Annotated in this window: 17 protein-coding genes; 7 read left to right on the top strand and 10 right to left on the bottom strand. The window is 43.3% G+C overall.

Features of this window, described 5'->3' with window-relative positions; translation table 11 throughout:
- Position 1: 1 nt before the first annotated feature.
- From DXD02_RS02585 to DXD02_RS02595, 3 genes are all read left to right on the top strand, one after another.
- A complete protein-coding gene (locus tag DXD02_RS02585) occupies positions 2 to 1231 on the top strand; it encodes a sensor histidine kinase (protein WP_118024891.1) in 1230 nt (409 codons plus the stop codon).
- 62 nt (positions 1232 to 1293) lie between these two features.
- Positions 1294 to 1989, top strand: coding sequence for an ABC transporter ATP-binding protein (locus DXD02_RS02590; protein ID WP_055227219.1), 696 nt, complete (start codon positions 1294 to 1296; stop codon positions 1987 to 1989).
- Positions 1973 to 4315 carry an ABC transporter permease gene (locus tag DXD02_RS02595; protein WP_118024892.1) on the top strand — a complete coding sequence of 781 codons (2343 nt, stop codon included), beginning with the start codon at positions 1973 to 1975 and terminating at the stop codon, positions 4313 to 4315. The genes DXD02_RS02590 and DXD02_RS02595 overlap by 17 nt, the downstream gene beginning before the upstream one ends.
- A gap of 67 nt (positions 4316 to 4382) precedes the next feature.
- Here the strand turns inward: DXD02_RS02595 and DXD02_RS15635 are convergent, their stop codons facing one another.
- Positions 4383 to 4736, bottom strand: a complete 354-nt coding sequence (locus DXD02_RS15635; RefSeq protein WP_147335461.1) for a hypothetical protein — start codon at positions 4734 to 4736, stop codon at positions 4383 to 4385.
- A gap of 149 nt (positions 4737 to 4885) precedes the next feature.
- Between DXD02_RS15635 and DXD02_RS02600 the strand changes: the two genes are divergently transcribed.
- From DXD02_RS02600 to DXD02_RS02620, 4 genes are all read left to right on the top strand, one after another.
- On the top strand, positions 4886 to 5308 hold the full coding sequence (locus DXD02_RS02600; protein ID WP_009009557.1) for an RNA polymerase sigma factor: 423 nt from the start codon (positions 4886 to 4888) through the stop codon (positions 5306 to 5308).
- Complete coding sequence (locus DXD02_RS02605) at positions 5305 to 5544, top strand: helix-turn-helix domain-containing protein (protein WP_009009556.1); 240 nt, start codon at positions 5305 to 5307, stop codon at positions 5542 to 5544. The genes DXD02_RS02600 and DXD02_RS02605 overlap by 4 nt, the downstream gene beginning before the upstream one ends.
- A gap of 573 nt (positions 5545 to 6117) precedes the next feature.
- The gene (locus DXD02_RS02615; protein WP_011861908.1) at positions 6118 to 6312 is read left to right on the top strand and encodes a DUF3173 domain-containing protein; all 195 of its coding nucleotides are present in this window, start codon (positions 6118 to 6120) and stop codon (positions 6310 to 6312) included.
- Between the two features lie 36 nt (positions 6313 to 6348).
- Positions 6349 to 7533, top strand: a complete 1185-nt coding sequence (locus DXD02_RS02620; protein ID WP_118024894.1) for a site-specific integrase — start codon at positions 6349 to 6351, stop codon at positions 7531 to 7533.
- Positions 7534 to 7613: 80 nt separating this feature from the next.
- Here the strand turns inward: DXD02_RS02620 and guaA are convergent, their stop codons facing one another.
- The 9 genes from guaA to DXD02_RS02660 form a co-directional block, all read right to left on the bottom strand.
- Complete coding sequence (guaA, locus tag DXD02_RS02625) at positions 7614 to 9158, bottom strand: glutamine-hydrolyzing GMP synthase (protein WP_118666345.1); 1545 nt, start codon at positions 9156 to 9158, stop codon at positions 7614 to 7616.
- A gap of 158 nt (positions 9159 to 9316) precedes the next feature.
- Complete coding sequence (locus DXD02_RS02630) at positions 9317 to 10195, bottom strand: aldose 1-epimerase family protein (protein ID WP_117509456.1); 879 nt, start codon at positions 10193 to 10195, stop codon at positions 9317 to 9319.
- Positions 10196 to 10285: 90 nt separating this feature from the next.
- A complete protein-coding gene (locus DXD02_RS02635; RefSeq protein WP_118666346.1) occupies positions 10286 to 10765 on the bottom strand; it encodes an S-ribosylhomocysteine lyase in 480 nt (159 codons plus the stop codon).
- Between the two features lie 28 nt (positions 10766 to 10793).
- Positions 10794 to 11294 carry a GreA/GreB family elongation factor gene (locus DXD02_RS02640; RefSeq protein WP_022462124.1) on the bottom strand — a complete coding sequence of 167 codons (501 nt, stop codon included), beginning with the start codon at positions 11292 to 11294 and terminating at the stop codon, positions 10794 to 10796.
- A 150-nt stretch (positions 11295 to 11444) separates the two neighbouring features.
- The gene (locus DXD02_RS02645) at positions 11445 to 13478 is read right to left on the bottom strand and encodes a carbohydrate-binding domain-containing protein (RefSeq protein WP_118666347.1); all 2034 of its coding nucleotides are present in this window, start codon (positions 13476 to 13478) and stop codon (positions 11445 to 11447) included.
- Positions 13478 to 13726 carry a hypothetical protein gene (locus tag DXD02_RS16320; protein WP_330410107.1) on the bottom strand — a complete coding sequence of 83 codons (249 nt, stop codon included), beginning with the start codon at positions 13724 to 13726 and terminating at the stop codon, positions 13478 to 13480. Before DXD02_RS16320 ends, DXD02_RS02645 begins: the two co-directional genes overlap by 1 nt.
- Positions 13698 to 13931: a hypothetical protein gene (locus DXD02_RS16325; protein WP_055227237.1), complete on the bottom strand. Its 234-nt coding sequence runs from the start codon at positions 13929 to 13931 to the stop codon at positions 13698 to 13700. Before DXD02_RS16325 ends, DXD02_RS16320 begins: the two co-directional genes overlap by 29 nt.
- Before the next feature lie 224 nt (positions 13932 to 14155).
- Positions 14156 to 14929 (bottom strand): polyphosphate polymerase domain-containing protein, encoded by a 774-nt coding sequence (locus DXD02_RS02655; RefSeq protein WP_118666348.1) that lies wholly within the window; start codon positions 14927 to 14929, stop codon positions 14156 to 14158.
- A gap of 278 nt (positions 14930 to 15207) precedes the next feature.
- A complete protein-coding gene (locus DXD02_RS02660; RefSeq protein WP_055218718.1) occupies positions 15208 to 16305 on the bottom strand; it encodes a glycoside hydrolase family 172 protein in 1098 nt (365 codons plus the stop codon).
- Positions 16306 to 16307: the final 2 nt, after the last annotated feature.

The raw sequence follows: 16307 nt of genomic DNA on the forward strand, positions 1-16307 counted from the left end.
TATGAATATTTTTCGTGACAAGCAAATAAAACATTTTTCTCTTTTTATTGCTATATACAGTATTTTACTTGTGGGAGTTTCTACATGGTTTTCTATAAATCAATTAAATACAGCAAAGTCTATGTATCTGGAACATGATAGAGCTATTGTATCTGCCTTGTTGGAACAGGAGGTTTCAAAAGAAGTAATTGCCAATGCTATTTCTTCCACAGATATAAGTACCGCGGGAATGGAATTTTTAGATAATTTGGGAATTACCACAAATACGTTTGGTAGCTTGTTGCCACATTTTTCCCAGTTTCAATATCACTTTTTGCATATAGCATTAGGAGGGGGAATTTGTCTAGTGATAATTCTTGTCATTGGGGTTATTTCTTTCCTACAAATTAGAAATAATCTATATCGACAGTCTGGAAAAATTATAGATAACTATATTAACAATGACTATTCTTGTCATTTACCGCAAGACAGTGAGGGAGACCTTTTTCATTTATTTGCATCTGTTGAACAGCTTGCAACTATGCTTAAAGCCAAAAGTGAAACAGAACATAAAACAAAAGAATTTTTGAAAAGCACAATTTCAGATATTTCACATCAACTGAAAACTCCATTAGCAGCTTTGATGATGTATCAAGAAATTATAGAAGCGGAACCGGATAATACTGAAACAGTAAAAAAATTTTCGCAAAAAACCGGAACCGCCTTAAAACGAATAGAACAGCTTATTTTGTCTATGCTTAAAATCGCACGTTTAGATACTGGAAATATTCTTTTTGACAAGCGTACCTGTCTTATACAGGAATTAGTTAAAAACGCTATCAGTGAACTTACAATAAGAGCTACACAAGAAAAAAAACAGATTATTGTAAATGGAACATCTAATCAAGTTATTATGTGTGATATGGATTGGACAAGTGAAGCGATTGGAAACCTTGTAAAGAACGCGTTAGACCATACAGAAATAGGAGGAATAGTAAAGATTACTTGGGAAAGTGCACCAACTATGATACGAATTTTAGTTTCTGATAATGGAAGTGGAATTGCCCCGGAAGATATACACCATATTTTCAAACGCTTTTATCGCAGTAAATATTCCCTCAACACTCCGGGAATTGGATTAGGACTTCCTCTTGCAAAATCTATTATAGAGGGACAAGAGGGGCTCATTTCTGTTCAAAGTGTTTTACATGAAGGTACTACTTTTTCAGTTTCTTTCCTTACGAAATCGTAAGGTGGAATTCACCGGATTGTAAGCTGTTCCTGTTATCCTTTAAGAAAGGAGGTCTATGATTTATGGAAATTTTAAAAGTTGAAAATTTATGTAAAACTTACGGGAAAGGCGAAGCAAAAGTAAATGCTTTAAAAAATGTGTCTTTCTCACTTGAAAAAGGGGAATTTGCTGCTGTTGTAGGTGAATCTGGTTCTGGAAAAAGTACTTTGCTTAACTGCATCGGTGCTTTAGATACGCCGACTTCGGGTTCTATTTTTATTGACGGGCAAAATCTGTTTTCTATGAAAGAAGAAAAACGGACAATTTACAGACGACGCAACATAGGATTTATTTTTCAGTCTTTCCAGCTTGTGTCTGAGCTGAATGTAGAACAAAATATTATTTTCCCTCTACTGTTAGATTATCAAAAGCCAGACCCTAAAAAAGTAAACGAAATCCTCAATTTACTTGGATTGGCAGAACGCCGCTATCATTTACCGAGACAATTATCCGGAGGACAGCAACAACGAGTAGCGATTGGGAGAGCTTTGATAACACAGCCAAAACTAATTTTAGCCGATGAACCGACGGGAAATCTCGACAGTAAAAATAGTCAAGACGTTATTGATATGCTTATCAGTGCGTCAAGACATTTTAAACAAACAATTTTGATGATAACGCACAATAATAATTTAACATCTTCGGTTGACAGGGTGTTTCGTGTGAGCGACGGTATTCTTACAGACTTAGGGGGGACAGCAAATGAAGCATTATCTTAAACTTGTCCCTATATCAACCAAAATCCACCGCAAGCAAAGTAGAATGACCCGTATTTGTATTACTCTTGCGGTTATTTTGGTTGCTGTCATGTTTGGTCTTGCCGATATGTATTTACAGGGTGTTACGCAACACGAAATAGAGAAAAGCGGAAACTGGCATTATGCGTTTCATGCTATTGATTCGCAGACAGCTTCCTTTATTTCAGCTCGTCCAGAGGTAAAAATTTCCGGGTGGCATAATACAGTTTCTTCCGAAGCAGGATATTTTATTAAAGAACAGCCTATTACTATCAGCGCGCAAGATAAAGGGGTTTTTGACGATATATTTCTGAACGGGATTGCAGAGGGAAAATATCCAGACGCGCCAAACGAGATTGCAATATCTTCTTCACTTAAAGATACTGCCTCTGTTTTGTTGAATGATACAGTTGAATTGTATAATCCGAACGGAAGTATGGCAGATTATCAGATAGTTGGCTTTTTAGACGATACAAAAACTTCACACTTGATTGCTGAGAATTTGCCGATTGTAGTAATGACACCAGAGGGCTTAGGAACGCTTGCTGTTTCTAACGCGAATGAAAGTTATGTCGCCCAGTTTTCACATTTATGTAATATACCGGACGCAATCAATGATATAAAAGCAGCCAATCATCTGACTGATGAACAGATAACCGGAAATACACCTCTTTTGAGCATACAAGGGCAAATAGAGGGGAAATCAGGTGTAAATCAGATTTATCAAGTAGCCTTTATTCTTTCCCTTATTGTCATGCTGACTTGCATTTTGATGATTTCAAGCAGTCTAAACAGCAATGTCGCAGAGAGAACAGAATTTTTTGGTATGCTCCGGTGTCTGGGGGCAACCAAAAGACAAATAATGCGATTTGTACGTTTAGAGGGGCTGTATTGGTGTAAAACGGCTATTCCCATTGGAATTATATTCTCCATTGTGATTGTTTGGATTTTGTCTGCCGCCATGCGGGTAATAAGTCCAGAATGGTTTTCTTCAATGCCGATTTGGGGTATTAGTTGGATAAGTATAGTTGCAAGTATTTTGTTAGGATTGCTGACCGTTTTACTGGCTGCTCGTTCTCCGGCAAGAAGAGCCGCAAAAGTTTCTCCGCTTACCGCTGTATCAGGAAATGCTGGACAAATAGCTACATTTCACAAAGCAGCTAACACAAAGACATTTAAAATTGAAACCGCATTGGGTATTCATCACGCAAAAGCAAAGAAAAGAAATTACATTTTAATGACAGGGGCATTTGCTATCTGTATTACATTGTTTCTCACGTTCAGTACACTTGTTGATTTTATGCAAAATGCTTTTGTGCCCCCGGTTTATACGCCGGAATTATCCATAGCAAGTGAAACTAATACTTGTTCGATTGAGAGCGAAATGTTAGCACAGATTAAGAAAAATGATGATGTCAAGCGGGCATACGGGCGTATGTTTGCTTATGATGTTCCATCAGAAAATAGTGGAAAAAGCTACAATGCAAATCTTATTTCCTATGAGGAAAATCAATTTCAATGGGCGGCGGACTCTTTGGTAGCAGGTTCCATAGAAACAGTTATGCAGCAAGAAAATCAAGTGCTATTCGTACAGACGGGAAATGTTAATGTACAAGTTGGCGACAAGATAACTTTATCTATCAATAATACGAAAAAAACTGTTACGGTTGCAGGAATTTTGTCTGATAGCCCCTTAGCCCGTGTAAAGGGTACGGAAACCTTTTTCTGTTCGGAAGCAACCTTTAGCGCACTGACCGGAGAAACTGGCTATACTATTATCGACATTCAATTTGAGAACAACGCTTCCAGTGAAGATGTAAACGCAATTAAAAACATATTTACTAATGGTGGCGTAATATTTTCAGACAGCCTTTCTCAAGTGCAGCAGCAAAGAAATCTGTATTATACTTTTGCAGTTCTTGTTTACGGCTTCCTATCTATTATCGTTGCTATTACCATTTTCCATATTATGAATACAATCAATCTGGGAGTTGCCGCAAAAATGAAAGAATACGGAAGTATGCGAGCGATTGGAATGAGCAATCGCCAACTTATAAAAATGATAATCGCAGAAGCAGGAACCTACGCAATAAGCGGAGTGATTTGGGGTTGTATCATTGGACTTCCTATGCACTGGGTTATCTATGTAAGTCTTATAACAAATATTTGGGGAACAGCATGGAGTGTTCCGTTTATTCCCCTTATACTCATAATCGCTATTGTACTGTTGACTTCTCTTTTGGCAGTTAAAGGACCTGCAAAACGGTTACAGCGAATGTCTATCGTCGAAAATATTAGTGCACAATAATCTTTTGAGAGGGGGAATTTCAAAAGTGCCCCCTCTTTTTCTATCTTACAAATCCGTAAGCTAAAATTCATCTTAAAGTAAGTTGATATTGATAAAATAAATCAAAACATAATATTTGTTTGTTATCTGCCGGACGACGGCAAAAGAAAAAAAGCCGTCGTAACGCAGACAGATTTTCACGTGCTTTTGAAGCGGTGGCTTTGATTTTTAGAGCCGCCGCTTCTTTTTGTCTATTACTGAACCAACAATGACGCAGAATATAAATAGCGGCATTTAGGAGGATTGCCGCTATGGGGATTTCTTTGCTGCTATATAACGTACATAGGCTACATTCATTAAAAAAAGTATAGCTCCTCCACTGTGGAAGTCCAACTTTGAATATGAACTGACAAGTCATATTTATTCTACTGTTATTTCTCATGCACTCATTTTTATTTTAAAATGGGTGTATTTTTTTATTCAAAAATGCAACTGTGCCCCCTGTCCTGTCGGGACTAAGAGCGAAAAGGGGGAAAGAAGCAGAAATTCCTATCAACTCGCTCCCTTTCAAGGCTGGAAAGGGGGTGAGCAATAATGAAGCCATCTGAATTTCAGACAACCATAGAGAACCAGTTTGATTATATCTGTAAAGTCGCTATGGAGGATGAACGCAAAGACTATCTCAAAGCGTTGTCCAGACAGTGTAAACGGGAAACCCTGTTCTGTGATATGGACGATTACACCGTCAATCTGTTTTCTTCCGAAGACACCTATCCATCCCACTTCCATACTTTTGAAATGGATGGATTTACTGTCCGCATTGAAAACAGCCTGTTAGCCGAAGCATTAGAAAGTCTGGACGGAAAGAAACGTGACGTTATCCTGCGATATTATTTTCTTGGATTTGACGATACGGAAATCTCAAAAATTCTGGAAGTCAACCGTTCTACCATCCAGAGAAGAAGACACGCCGGACTGGAATTTATCAAAAAATTTATGGAGGACGAAGCATGACAGCAAAGCACCCTATGATTCCGTTTCCTGTGATTGTAAGAGCTACGGACGGCGATATTGAAGCAGTCAACCAGATTGTACGCCATTACAGCGGTTTTATTGCCAGCCGTTCCATGCGTCCCATGAAAGACGAATATGGAAATACCCACATGGTTGTAGATGAAACCCTACGCCGCCGGATGGAAACACGTCTGATTGCAAAGATTTTATCTTTTGAAATCAGGGAACCAAACTAGAAATAACGCTCGCCTGTGGAAGCGTGGACAAACCCATGCTTCCCAGACAGAGCTTGCCAGTCTATTAAAGTGCATTATCACCAGTGCATTTTAACAGGCTGATAAAGCCGGATTGTTCCTTGAAAAAGAAAGCGTCTAATCAACGCAGCATAAAGCAGCCGAATACGTTTCGATAGAAAGAGAGCCGTTGGGCTGGCACGCCGTAACCCACCAAAGGAGGGATGATACCGGATAGCGATTCCTGCCAGCGTTCCATAAGTAGCTTACCGCAGAGCTGCCGCCATGACCTTTCTATTGTGATAATGATACTTCCGTACAGCCTTAGTCCGTGTGATGATGTAGCACCGCTGGCAAAGGGTACGGCTGGATGAGAACCATGCAGGGGTGAGATTCCCATGAGCTTTAGCGAAAGCTGTTCGGCTTGCTTAGATACCATTTTGAATTAGAATTTTTCATTCAAAATCAAATAACTATTTGCAGGAAATACAATCTTAATATTACTTTTGCCACAAAATCTGATATAATATAGACAGATATTGAGGGTTCCATATCTGGTCTATGGAAAGGAGGAACATGATTACAGTAACAAAAAAAGACTTAATAGAACTGGGTTATGGAACTTCATTCGCAGCAGACATCATAAGAGAAGCAAAAAAACTTATGATTTCAAAAGGGCATACCTACTATCAGTCACGCAAACTGGACAGGGTTCCCAGAGAAGCTGTGGAAGAATTGCTAGGGATTACTTTTACTGATAAATCGAACTGATTGTACTTCTTGCACATTTATGTAAGGAGTGAAATCATGGCAAAAGACCCTATTAAGAAAGCAGAAAACGGAACTTATTATTTTAGAGCAAACTTAGGTTTTCATCCGATTACCGGAAAACAGATTCAGAAATACAAAAGTGGATTCAAGACAAAAAAAGAAGCCAGAGAAGCATATTCAAAACTTATGCTGACATCCACAGAGGAATTAACAGAAAAGAAACAGCAGCTATCTTTTCAACAGTTTATTGAGGAAACTTATCTTCCTTGGTATAAAACACAAGTAAAGGAAAGCACCTATCTGAACCGCCGTTCTACCATTCAGAAGCATTTTTCATACTTTTACAAAATGACGGTGGATGAGATAGAACCCATTAACGTCCAGAACTGGCAGCTTGAACTCGCAAAAGAATTTAGTCCAAACTATATCCGTATTGTACAGGGTATGCTCTCTATTGCCTTTGACAGAGCAGTTGTTCTCGGTCTTGCAAAGAAAAATCCATCACGAATGATAGGAAACATCAAGAGCAAGAAAACAAAAGTGGATTTCTGGACACTGGATGAATTTCAAAAGGTAATTTCCCTGCTCTACAAGGGAGATTATTACGAACATTACCTTTTCATTTCATACTGGCTCCTGTTTATGACCGGAATGAGAATCGGAGAAGCCGCAGCCCTGCAATGGTCGGACATCAACTTTGAAACCGGACTTTTAAGTATAACAAAAACGCTGTACTATAAAACAATGGACGAATACAAATTTGTGGAGCCAAAGACACAAGCTAGTATTCGCACTATCTATATTGACACAGATACCATCAAAGAATTGAAAGCATGGCAGGAAGTACAGCAAAAGGTTTTAAAGGGCTGCGACCTTGTACTAAGCTACAATGGGATTCCCACCAGTAAGCACACCCTCCCACGGGCATTAGAAAAACTTGCTGGATTGGCAGGCGTACACCGTATCAAGATTCATGCACTCAGACATTCCCATGCTTCCCTGCTCATCAGTATGGGTGAAAATCCTTTATTGATTAAAGAACGTCTGGGGCATGAAAAGATACAGACTACGTTAGGAACCTATGGACATTTATATCCCAACACCAACGTGGAAGTTGCCAAAAAATTAACTGGTGTTCTCACTTATACTCCGGCAACAACCAGTGTTGCCGATTACACCAGCAATCAGCATACAGCAATCTATCACAGAGCCATTGAATAAAAAAATGCAATCAAAATGCAATTCTAAAAGGAAAGAGCCTCAAAACCCTTGAAAATAAAGGCTTTGAAGCTCTGCTCCAACTATTCAAACTCGATGGTTGCCGGTGGTTTTCCTGTGCAATCATACATAACGCGATTGATGTGTTTTACCTCATTTACAATTCTGCTCGTTGTTTTTCCGATGACATCCCACGGAATTTCTGCGCTTTCGGCTGTCATGAAATCGGTAGTGGTTACGGCACGGAGGGCGATAGCATAATCATACGTTCTTTCATCTCCCATGACTCCGACAGAACGCATATTGGTCAGTGCTGCGAAGTACTGGCCGATTTCGTGAGCGATTCCGGCTTTGTCAATTTCTTCACGCCAGATTGCGTCGGCATCCTGAACCATTTTAACTTTCTCAGCGGTTACTTCACCGATGATACGAATACCAAGACCCGGACCTGGGAATGGCTGACGGAATACAAGATATTCCGGAATTCCGAGTTCAAGACCGGCTTTTCTTACTTCATCTTTGAAAAGGTTGCGCAGTGGCTCGATGATTTCTTTGAAATCTACGTAATCCGGCAGTCCTCCGACATTATGGTGAGATTTGATAACGGTGGATTCTCCGCCGACACCACTCTCTACAACGTCCGGGTAGATGGTTCCCTGTACAAGGAAGTCTACCGCACCGATTTTCTTTGCCTCTTCTTCGAAGACACGGATAAATTCTTCACCGATGATTTTACGTTTTTTCTCCGGCTCTTCTACGCCTTTTAATTTGGCATAGAAACGCTCCTGTGCATTAACACGGATGAAATTCAGGTCATACGGACCCTCCGGTCCGAATACAGCCTCTACCTCATCGCCTTCGTTTTTACGCAGCAGACCGTGGTCAACAAAAACGCAGGTGAGCTGATTGCCAACTGCTTTTGAAAGCATAACAGCTGCAACAGAAGAATCAACGCCGCCGGAAAGGGCGCAGAGCACTTTTCCATCGCCAACTTTTTCTCGAATAGCTTTGATGGATTCTTCCACGAAGGAGTCCATATGCCAGTCGCCGGCACATTTACATACATTGTATACAAAGTTGGAAAGCATCTTCTTTCCTTCTTTTGTATGAAGAACCTCCGGATGGAACTGGGTTGCATAGAGATTTTTCTCTACGTTTGCAACGGCTGCTACCGGACAGTCCTCCGTATGAGCAATGATTTCAAAGCCCGGAGCTGCTTTGGAAATATAGTCATTGTGGCTCATCCAGCAGATTGTTTTTTCAGATACATTTTCGAACAGTGCGGAACTGGTATCTACGGTTACCTCAATTTTTCCATATTCTCTGACCGGAGCTACTTCTACTTTTCCGCCCAGCAGATGCATCATCAGCTGTGATCCGTAACAGATGCCGAGGATTGGAATTCCAAGTTCGAAAATTTCTTTTGTATAAGTCGGGGAATCCGGCAGATATGCGCTGTTCGGGCCGCCGGTAAAGATAATACCTTTCGGCTGAATTTCTTTAATCTTTTCAATATCTGTTTTGTAAGAATAAATCTCACAGTAAACGTTACACTCACGTACACGTCTTGCAATTAACTGATTGTACTGACCGCCAAAATCAAGTACGATAACCGTTTCTCTTTTCAAAAACGTTCCCTCCTGTTTTTTCTTCTGTGCATGCCAAACCACATGCGTTTTTGGGCTTGATGCTAATTATAGTAAAGAAACCGTAAAATTTCAACCCCCGAAGCATAGGAAACGTGTTCTTTTCCCCATACTTTAGAGTTTTTTCTCTTTTACCTGGTTTATTCGCCAATGGCGATGGTGTAGCTTGCCTGAAAACTTTCTCCTGCCTTCAGGTGCTGTTCACCATATTTGTCTTTTAATTCACCATCAAAGCCAACGTTGTCACAGCGGCCGATCCATGGCTCGAGACAAACAAACGGAGCGTCTGCTTTTGGCTTGGACCATACACCAACGCTTGGGAAGCCTTTACAGGTGAGGGTAACGTACGGTTTCCCATCTACTTCCACGCCAACGCGCTCTACCTGCGTATTGTCGAAGATCAGAGCATCCTCGTCGAAAAGGGTTCTGGTATATGGGATTTTTCCGTTGATTAATGACAGTTTCCGTGGATGTGCCGCATCAACACCTGCTGTTTCTGGATCAATCAAAACATATTCAAGCTCTGTCTCGCCATGGTTCCGAAGATCTTTGTTGAAGACAATGTCGTACTGCTCCGGAATCATAAATGCCGGATGCCCTCCGACAGAAAAATAAAGGTCTTCCTCTCCGGTATTTTCTACCTCCCAGATAACAGTCACGGTTCTGCCTGAAAGTTTCTGGGTTACGGTAAAAGCAAAGTCGAACGGATAGACTTTTTTTGTCTCATCGGTCGATACCAGACGATGTACGGTTTTATTTTCTGTATTTTCCATGCACGCAAACTCTTTGTCACGTGCAAAGCCATGCTGGCCCATCGGGTATTTGATACCTTTGTGGGTATAGAATCCACCGTTTACTTTTCCGACAAACGGGAACAAAACCGGTGCGTGGCGGTTCCAGAAGGCCGGATCTCCGATCCAGACTGCCTCACGGTCAGCTTCCTTATCGTAGATACTGCAAAGTTCTGCACCGTGATCGCTGATCTGCACACGCAGTTTTTCGTTTTCCATGGTTCTCATACTCTGTTTCCCCCTGTTTTCTTTCATTTTTTGTAACTATTCAGAGCCATGCGAAATTGCATGGCGCTGAATAGTTACCATTTTTAGAATTTATTCCGGATAGACGAGACGGGATTCATCAATTCCGTACAAAACCTCATCCAGGTATTTTTTGCCAAGGTAGTTTGCCATGGACAGATTCATATCCAGATAGTTTCCGCAGTCTTTCGGAGATGCACCCGGGACTTCGCCCTTGAAATCGCAGATAAATTCATACATTTCTATTACGAGTGAAACGATATCTTTCGAGCTGTAATCACCGGCCAGCAGCAGGTAAAATCCTGTACGGCAGCCCATTGGACCAAAATATACAGTTTTATCTTTCCATTCTTCGTGATTGCGAAGGAACGTTGCGCCAAGATGCTCAATGGTGTGGACTTCAGCAGTATTCATAACAGGCTCATCGTTTGGAGATGTCATGCGCAGGTCAAAGGTTGTGATAACGCTGTCACCCACATGATCTTTTCTTGAAACGTAAATGCCTGGTTTAAGTTTGATATGGTCGATCGTAAAGCTTGCAATTTTTTCCATGACTGGTATTTTCCTTTCTTTCTGTCCTTTAATAGCTGCGGAGTTCATCATCGGTATCCGCAGTGTTTTCGATGGATTTGATGATGAGATCATAACTATAGGCATCGCTTACTTTTACAGTGACGCGGTCGCCGACTTTATGACCCAGAATGGCTTTTCCTAATGGCGAGTCGATACTGACGTATCCTTTGAGAGAATTACCACGAACGGTGGTGACAAGTTTGTAGGTTTCTGTCTCATCATCTTCTTCGATGTAAACCTGGACGGTATTGTTGATGCCGACTTCGTCGTCCTTTGAGGTATCTGAAATAACGTGAGCGGTTTTGATCATTTTTTCCAGATAGCGGATGCGGCTTTCGTTGCGGTTTTTGTCCTGTTTGGCAGCTTTGTATTCAAAGTTTTCGCTGAGATCGCCCTGGGCACGGGCTTCTTTTACAGCCTCGAGTTCTTTTGGACGGACAACCAGTTTGCGGTAGTCGATTTCTTCCTGCATTTTTTTAATATCGTTTTCGGTCAGTTTATCATACATGATTTTTCTACCTCTTTTCTTGTGAGGTTATTTTAGCACAGAATACGGCAAATTGGAAGTAGGAAGACAGCCACGGTAGAATCATGAGTAGAATCACTTTCTTACGCACCGGAACAGCAAATGTTCCGGTGCTGAATGAACTATAACGGTTCACTCAGCCGTGTCGCTTGGTTTTGAAGGCGGAGTTCCTTTGTTGTCGCTGTTATTTGGCATTTTTCCACCTTTGGGATCGCTCATCGTTTTAACAGACCGGGTTCCGGCGGTGGTGATGATGTCCGTGAGGGTGATCTCTTCGTTGTCGGTACCGGCAGTCAGAGTATACGTTGCGTCCAGTTTCATTTCGGGGCAGGTCAAAACGATGCTGGCGTAGGCTTTTTCAGGTGTAACCGTGAAGAGGGCACTTCCATCGCTGTCTGTCAGTGTGATGGTAGTGTCAGCGGACTGGGTTTCCGTACTGTAATAGGTGATAACGGGCTGGGTGGAAGCTTCGTCGAAGCTTTCCGTCATGCCGGCACTGCCGATAGCAGCTAAGGTTCCGCCGGTCACAATTGCACTTCCGTCGTAATCGAGGGCACTGTCACCATCGCTGGTCGGCCCGTACACGATCGTAGTTCCGCCGGTCACGAGAAGACCGCCGTTGGAATCAAGACCATCACCATCGGCGGATACAGTCAGGGTTCCGCCGGTAATTTTAATGTAAAGCTCAGAGTTGCCTTCGCCGCCGGGGCCTCCCTGCATCTTCTGTGGAGCATCGCCGTCAGACGGAGCATTCCCCGGATCGAAGTTCTGCGGCGCATTTCCGCCAGACGGAGCGTTCTCCGGATCGAAGTCCTGCGATGGCTGCATATCGCTGCCGTTTTCTGTATCAGGCGGCATTTGCGGAGGTTCCTTTCCGTCTGCCGCACCGGATATGCTGCTATCATCACCGGAGTTTACGGCAGCACTGCTATCGTTGTTTGAGCTTGCGGCATTGCTGTCATCGTCACCGGAACCGGCAGCATTGGCGCCAGGATTTATGGCGTTGGCGCCATCGTCGCCGGAATTTGCGGCATTGATGCCATCGTCGCTGGCGTTTATGGTAATGTCACCACCATTGACCACAACGCGTTTTCCTTCCAGTCCTTCGTAGCTTTTTTCAACAAGGATCGTTCCGCCATGAATGACGGTGTCGAAATCCGCATGGAAACCGTCATCACCGGAGTTTACGGTGATGGTTCCGTCATCGACAACAATGCTGCCGGTTGCATGGAAGCCGTCCTGTTCCGCCTCGATCGTAAAAATTCCACCGGCAATATAGATATTTCCAAGCTCTGTGTCATCCGTATTCTTCGCTTTGACCGCACTGTTTGCAGCATCAATATCAAAGCTTCCATCCAGAATTTTAATCTGATCTTTGGCTGTGATCCCGTTGTCCGCAGCGGCGATTTTGTAGGTTCCGCCGGTAATCACAAGGTCATCTTTGGATACAATCCCGTGCTTGTAGTCTGCCTCGATGGTCAGACTTCTTGTCCCGTTGCAGACAAGATCTGATTTGGAGAAGATAACGCCGTCTACCGTGTTGTCGTCAATCTGAGTGTACTCGTTTCCACCGCCAAGCGTGTTGCTGCTGTTTTCAGCAAGCGTGATGAAAACTTTGTCCGCTTCGCGAACGTAGATGGCAGCATTTGTCTCACAGTTGATATGGACTCCATCGAGTACGATCTGAACCTTGTCGGAATCGGATGCATCTACGATAATCTGGCCATCCTCAAGTGTTCCGCTTACGACGTAAACACCTTCTTCCGTGATGGTAATTGTGCTGCCGTCTGCTTTGGCTCCGCTGCCGGAGACGGTAGCTGTCGTCTTATTAAGTGTAATTTTTACGGCTTCTAATGCTTTATAGCTTCCGCTCTTCTCACGGTCTGTGAATTCGGTGTCGATAGTGGATTCGGTCAGTTCCAGGTCAAAATTAATATCGGAAGCACTTTCCATTGCATTTTCCGAATCTGTGCTCTCTGATGTGGTATCCGCGTTGTCGGCAGATGTTTCGCCGGTTGACTCTGTACGGGCAGATTCGGCATTCACAGAGCTGGAAGATGTCACTGCTGTGCCGCATCCGCCGAAGGCCAGCGATGATGCAAGAAGCAGGCTGACGACTGCGCCGGTCTCTTTTTTTCTGTTTTTTTTCTTTCTGTTTCGATTCATTATAATTCCTCCCTTCCGGTCTGCGCACGACTGCACAGGATTTCAAGGTTTCCGTTTCTGCAGCGGAGCTGGTCAATCATGTTTTTCTCTTCGCCTTCCTCGCGGAATACGATGCGATACTCCAGCTTGAAAAGACTTCCCATATTCGTGGTTTTTACCTGTACAAGCTCGCAACGGGTCAGATACCTGGCAAAGATATCGTCAAAAACACTGGTATAATCAAGGGACTCCGGTTCCAAGATTTCCATTGACGAGCATGATCACCATCTGTACGATCACAGGCATCAGAACAAGCGTGACAGCAAAGCTTTTGGTGCATTCGCTTTTGTACCTGTAAACAGCAGCGATCAACAGTCCCAGAATCAGAGACACTGCTGTGCAGGCAAGGAACTGACCAAAGGTGAAGGCGGCGGTTGTTTCTGTAAAAACGGAACTGAATATTGTGTTAAGCATAGCAAATTCCTCCCAGAATTTTTTTATTTTCTTGTCTATTCAGAGCCCCATCTCGATTCCGCTTACGCTACATCGCGATGTTGCTTCTATTTTGCATGGCTCTGAATAGTTACATTTTCTTTTTTGTGAAGCAGATTATGTTTGAAAAAGGCTTTTCGCAAGCTGTGAGTCCACCCACTGCTTCTTGCTTTTCGCAATGGCCGCAGAGGACTTACCTGATTCAGCTAACGGAATGCTGTTTTTGATACGGTTTGCCGGATATCTGTGAATGGTATGAAAGCTTTTTCTTCTGATGCTTTCTGATTTTCGATCTGATAGGCAAAGCCGTATTTAGAAAATGATGCCGGATAGATTGCAAGATCATCCAGAATTTTGCTGAACCATAGGGGCACAGCACCTGGTGATTTCACCTCCATGAGATACCAGCCGGGTTCTAAAAGCCTGGTTCCTTCCGTTGGACCGTCAAGACACAGATTGTCGGTACGCCAGCGGATATTGGTGTCGAAGGTAACACGAAAGTTCCTGTCTTCCGTGCCGAAGCAGGCGATGCGGTCGTAGGCGATGTACATAGCGGGAGCAAGCCCCCGGTAGTAGTTGCGAAACCAAGTGATTTCGTGGAGAATCTGACTGTCGAAGCCCGGTTCTGATTTTCCCGCAAGATAGGGAACCGCTTCTGATAATATCATGCGCTCGCGGCGTTTGTAGACGATTCCTTCATATTTTTTCTTTAGTTCTACGTATATGGGGCTGGTCTCTTTGGCCGGACCATAACTGCGGAGTCGTAGTTTTTCTTTGTAGACGGGTTTTTCCAGCGAACGGCGGATGAGCTGGTGATCCGGGGTATCGTAATAGAGGCTGCAGATGGTATCAAGGCCGTATTCATCCATCTGCAGATGACCCGGAAGGCTCTTGCGAAGCTTGCGAGCCATGATCGGGGAAAGCATGTATTTTGTTTCATACCGTTGGAAGGTCATGGGAATCTGTTGGCTTTGCATCATAATCGATTGATCCTTTCGTTTGATTTACTTCCGGAAATGTTTTTTACACTTTTAAGTATAATGAGAAAACTTTAAAGGAACCTTAAAGAATGGACGGAAAATGTGAAAGGTTTGTGAAAAGACGGACCTCTGTAATCCGGATCGCTTTTTGAATACCATATAAAAAAAGAAAGAGCCCTTTTCCGGACAAATTCGTTGGAAGCGGATTTGTTCGGAACGGACTCTTGCAGCCGATATGCAACGTCATGAAACATATAAAATAGGAAAAGCGTCAAAAATCATCTTGGCCAGCGCTCTTTTCTGGACATGAGTGGCGCGAATGGTACATGAGGATGCGTCTGGTACCAGTAAGCTGTGGTAGCGACATCATCCTGACGTTCAAAGAGGCCTCCGTGACTGACGCCAATCTGCTGCAAGGTTACCTTAAGATCCTTCTCAAAAAGGATAGGATCAAGAAGGTGCCAGCGGTAGAAGCTGCGCTGTGGCATCTGATCATCATTGTGGTAATCATTATGAAGGAAGGTATCGTGGGTAGAGTAGTAAGGATATCCAAGATACGGAGTGCAGTACTGATTTTCAACGGTTTGGCCATTTTGCTGTGTTGCAAAGCTCCAGGCACCACCGAAGTAATCTTCTGTTCCGGTTCCGCAGATGGTTGGATAATCCTTGTCTCCATCGATGTAGAATTTCATCTCACCTTCTCCGTACCAGTAGCGTTCGAGGCTGGTCAGTGCAAGATACGTTCCAACGTACTGGCCTTTCCCTTTGATGTTGTCGAGGACAACGTAGTCTTTTGCCTTTTCCGTTATGCGCTGACGACGCCACTGGGCATGGAAATAGGCAGCATCCTCCGGAACCGTTGTCAGGCAATAGTCGATCTGATAAAAGAAGGCCGGAATCGGCTCATCACACTGATTTTCAATGGTAATACGGGCGTTTTTACGGAACGGCATCGGGAAATAGCTGTTGAAACCACGGGTCGGATTGACAGCAATCGGGACTGAGTTTACCTGGTAGGAAACACCGAAGCCGCAGCAGAAGAAATCGCCAAGCGGGCATTCAACGGATGGGAATTCTTCATCGTCCCAGTACATGCGCAGAACAAGATCCCGCAGAACATAACGGTTACGTTCACTGGTACGGTCTGTGACGGTAATCCAGATGTGCTGAATGATGCCTTCTCCCTGGATCTCACCAAGTGTTACGGTCTCTCCTGCTTCTATTTTCGGGATACACGGGGAACCTTTTCTGGACGGACCAAGATCGCTGGATGCCATGCCGCCTTTTCCTTTTTCTCCATTCCGGTTTTCCCAGTTAATAGAACGGGACTGTCCGCTTTTCAGCTGGAAAATGTTTTGTAAACCACAATCAAACATCA

This window comes from Blautia sp. TF10-30 (genome assembly GCF_003481245.1).
Taxonomy (GTDB): Bacteria; Bacillota; Clostridia; order Lachnospirales; family Lachnospiraceae; genus Fusicatenibacter; species Fusicatenibacter saccharivorans.

Excerpts from the sequence above, each read along its gene's own strand:
- DXD02_RS02585 (WP_118024891.1), top strand. The coding sequence starts at position 2 with ATGAATATTTTTCGTGACAAGCAAATAAAACATTTTTCTCTTTTTATT.
- DXD02_RS02590 (WP_055227219.1), top strand. The coding sequence starts at position 1,294 with ATGGAAATTTTAAAAGTTGAAAATTTATGTAAAACTTACGGGAAAGGC.
- DXD02_RS02595 (WP_118024892.1), top strand. The coding sequence starts at position 1,973 with ATGAAGCATTATCTTAAACTTGTCCCTATATCAACCAAAATCCACCGC.
- DXD02_RS15635 (WP_147335461.1), bottom strand. The coding sequence starts at position 4,736 with ATGAGAAATAACAGTAGAATAAATATGACTTGTCAGTTCATATTCAAA.
- DXD02_RS02605 (WP_009009556.1), top strand. The coding sequence starts at position 5,305 with ATGACAGCAAAGCACCCTATGATTCCGTTTCCTGTGATTGTAAGAGCT.
- DXD02_RS02615 (WP_011861908.1), top strand. The coding sequence starts at position 6,118 with ATGATTACAGTAACAAAAAAAGACTTAATAGAACTGGGTTATGGAACT.
- DXD02_RS02620 (WP_118024894.1), top strand. The coding sequence starts at position 6,349 with ATGGCAAAAGACCCTATTAAGAAAGCAGAAAACGGAACTTATTATTTT.
- DXD02_RS02630 (WP_117509456.1), bottom strand. The coding sequence starts at position 10,195 with ATGAGAACCATGGAAAACGAAAAACTGCGTGTGCAGATCAGCGATCAC.
- DXD02_RS02635 (WP_118666346.1), bottom strand. The coding sequence starts at position 10,765 with ATGGAAAAAATTGCAAGCTTTACGATCGACCATATCAAACTTAAACCA.
- DXD02_RS02640 (WP_022462124.1), bottom strand. The coding sequence starts at position 11,294 with ATGTATGATAAACTGACCGAAAACGATATTAAAAAAATGCAGGAAGAA.
- DXD02_RS02645 (WP_118666347.1), bottom strand. The coding sequence starts at position 13,478 with ATGAATCGAAACAGAAAGAAAAAAAACAGAAAAAAAGAGACCGGCGCA.
- DXD02_RS16320 (WP_330410107.1), bottom strand. The coding sequence starts at position 13,726 with ATGGAAATCTTGGAACCGGAGTCCCTTGATTATACCAGTGTTTTTGAC.
- DXD02_RS16325 (WP_055227237.1), bottom strand. The coding sequence starts at position 13,931 with ATGCTTAACACAATATTCAGTTCCGTTTTTACAGAAACAACCGCCGCC.
- DXD02_RS02655 (WP_118666348.1), bottom strand. The coding sequence starts at position 14,929 with ATGATGCAAAGCCAACAGATTCCCATGACCTTCCAACGGTATGAAACA.
- DXD02_RS02660 (WP_055218718.1), bottom strand. The coding sequence starts at position 16,305 with ATGTTTGATTGTGGTTTACAAAACATTTTCCAGCTGAAAAGCGGACAG.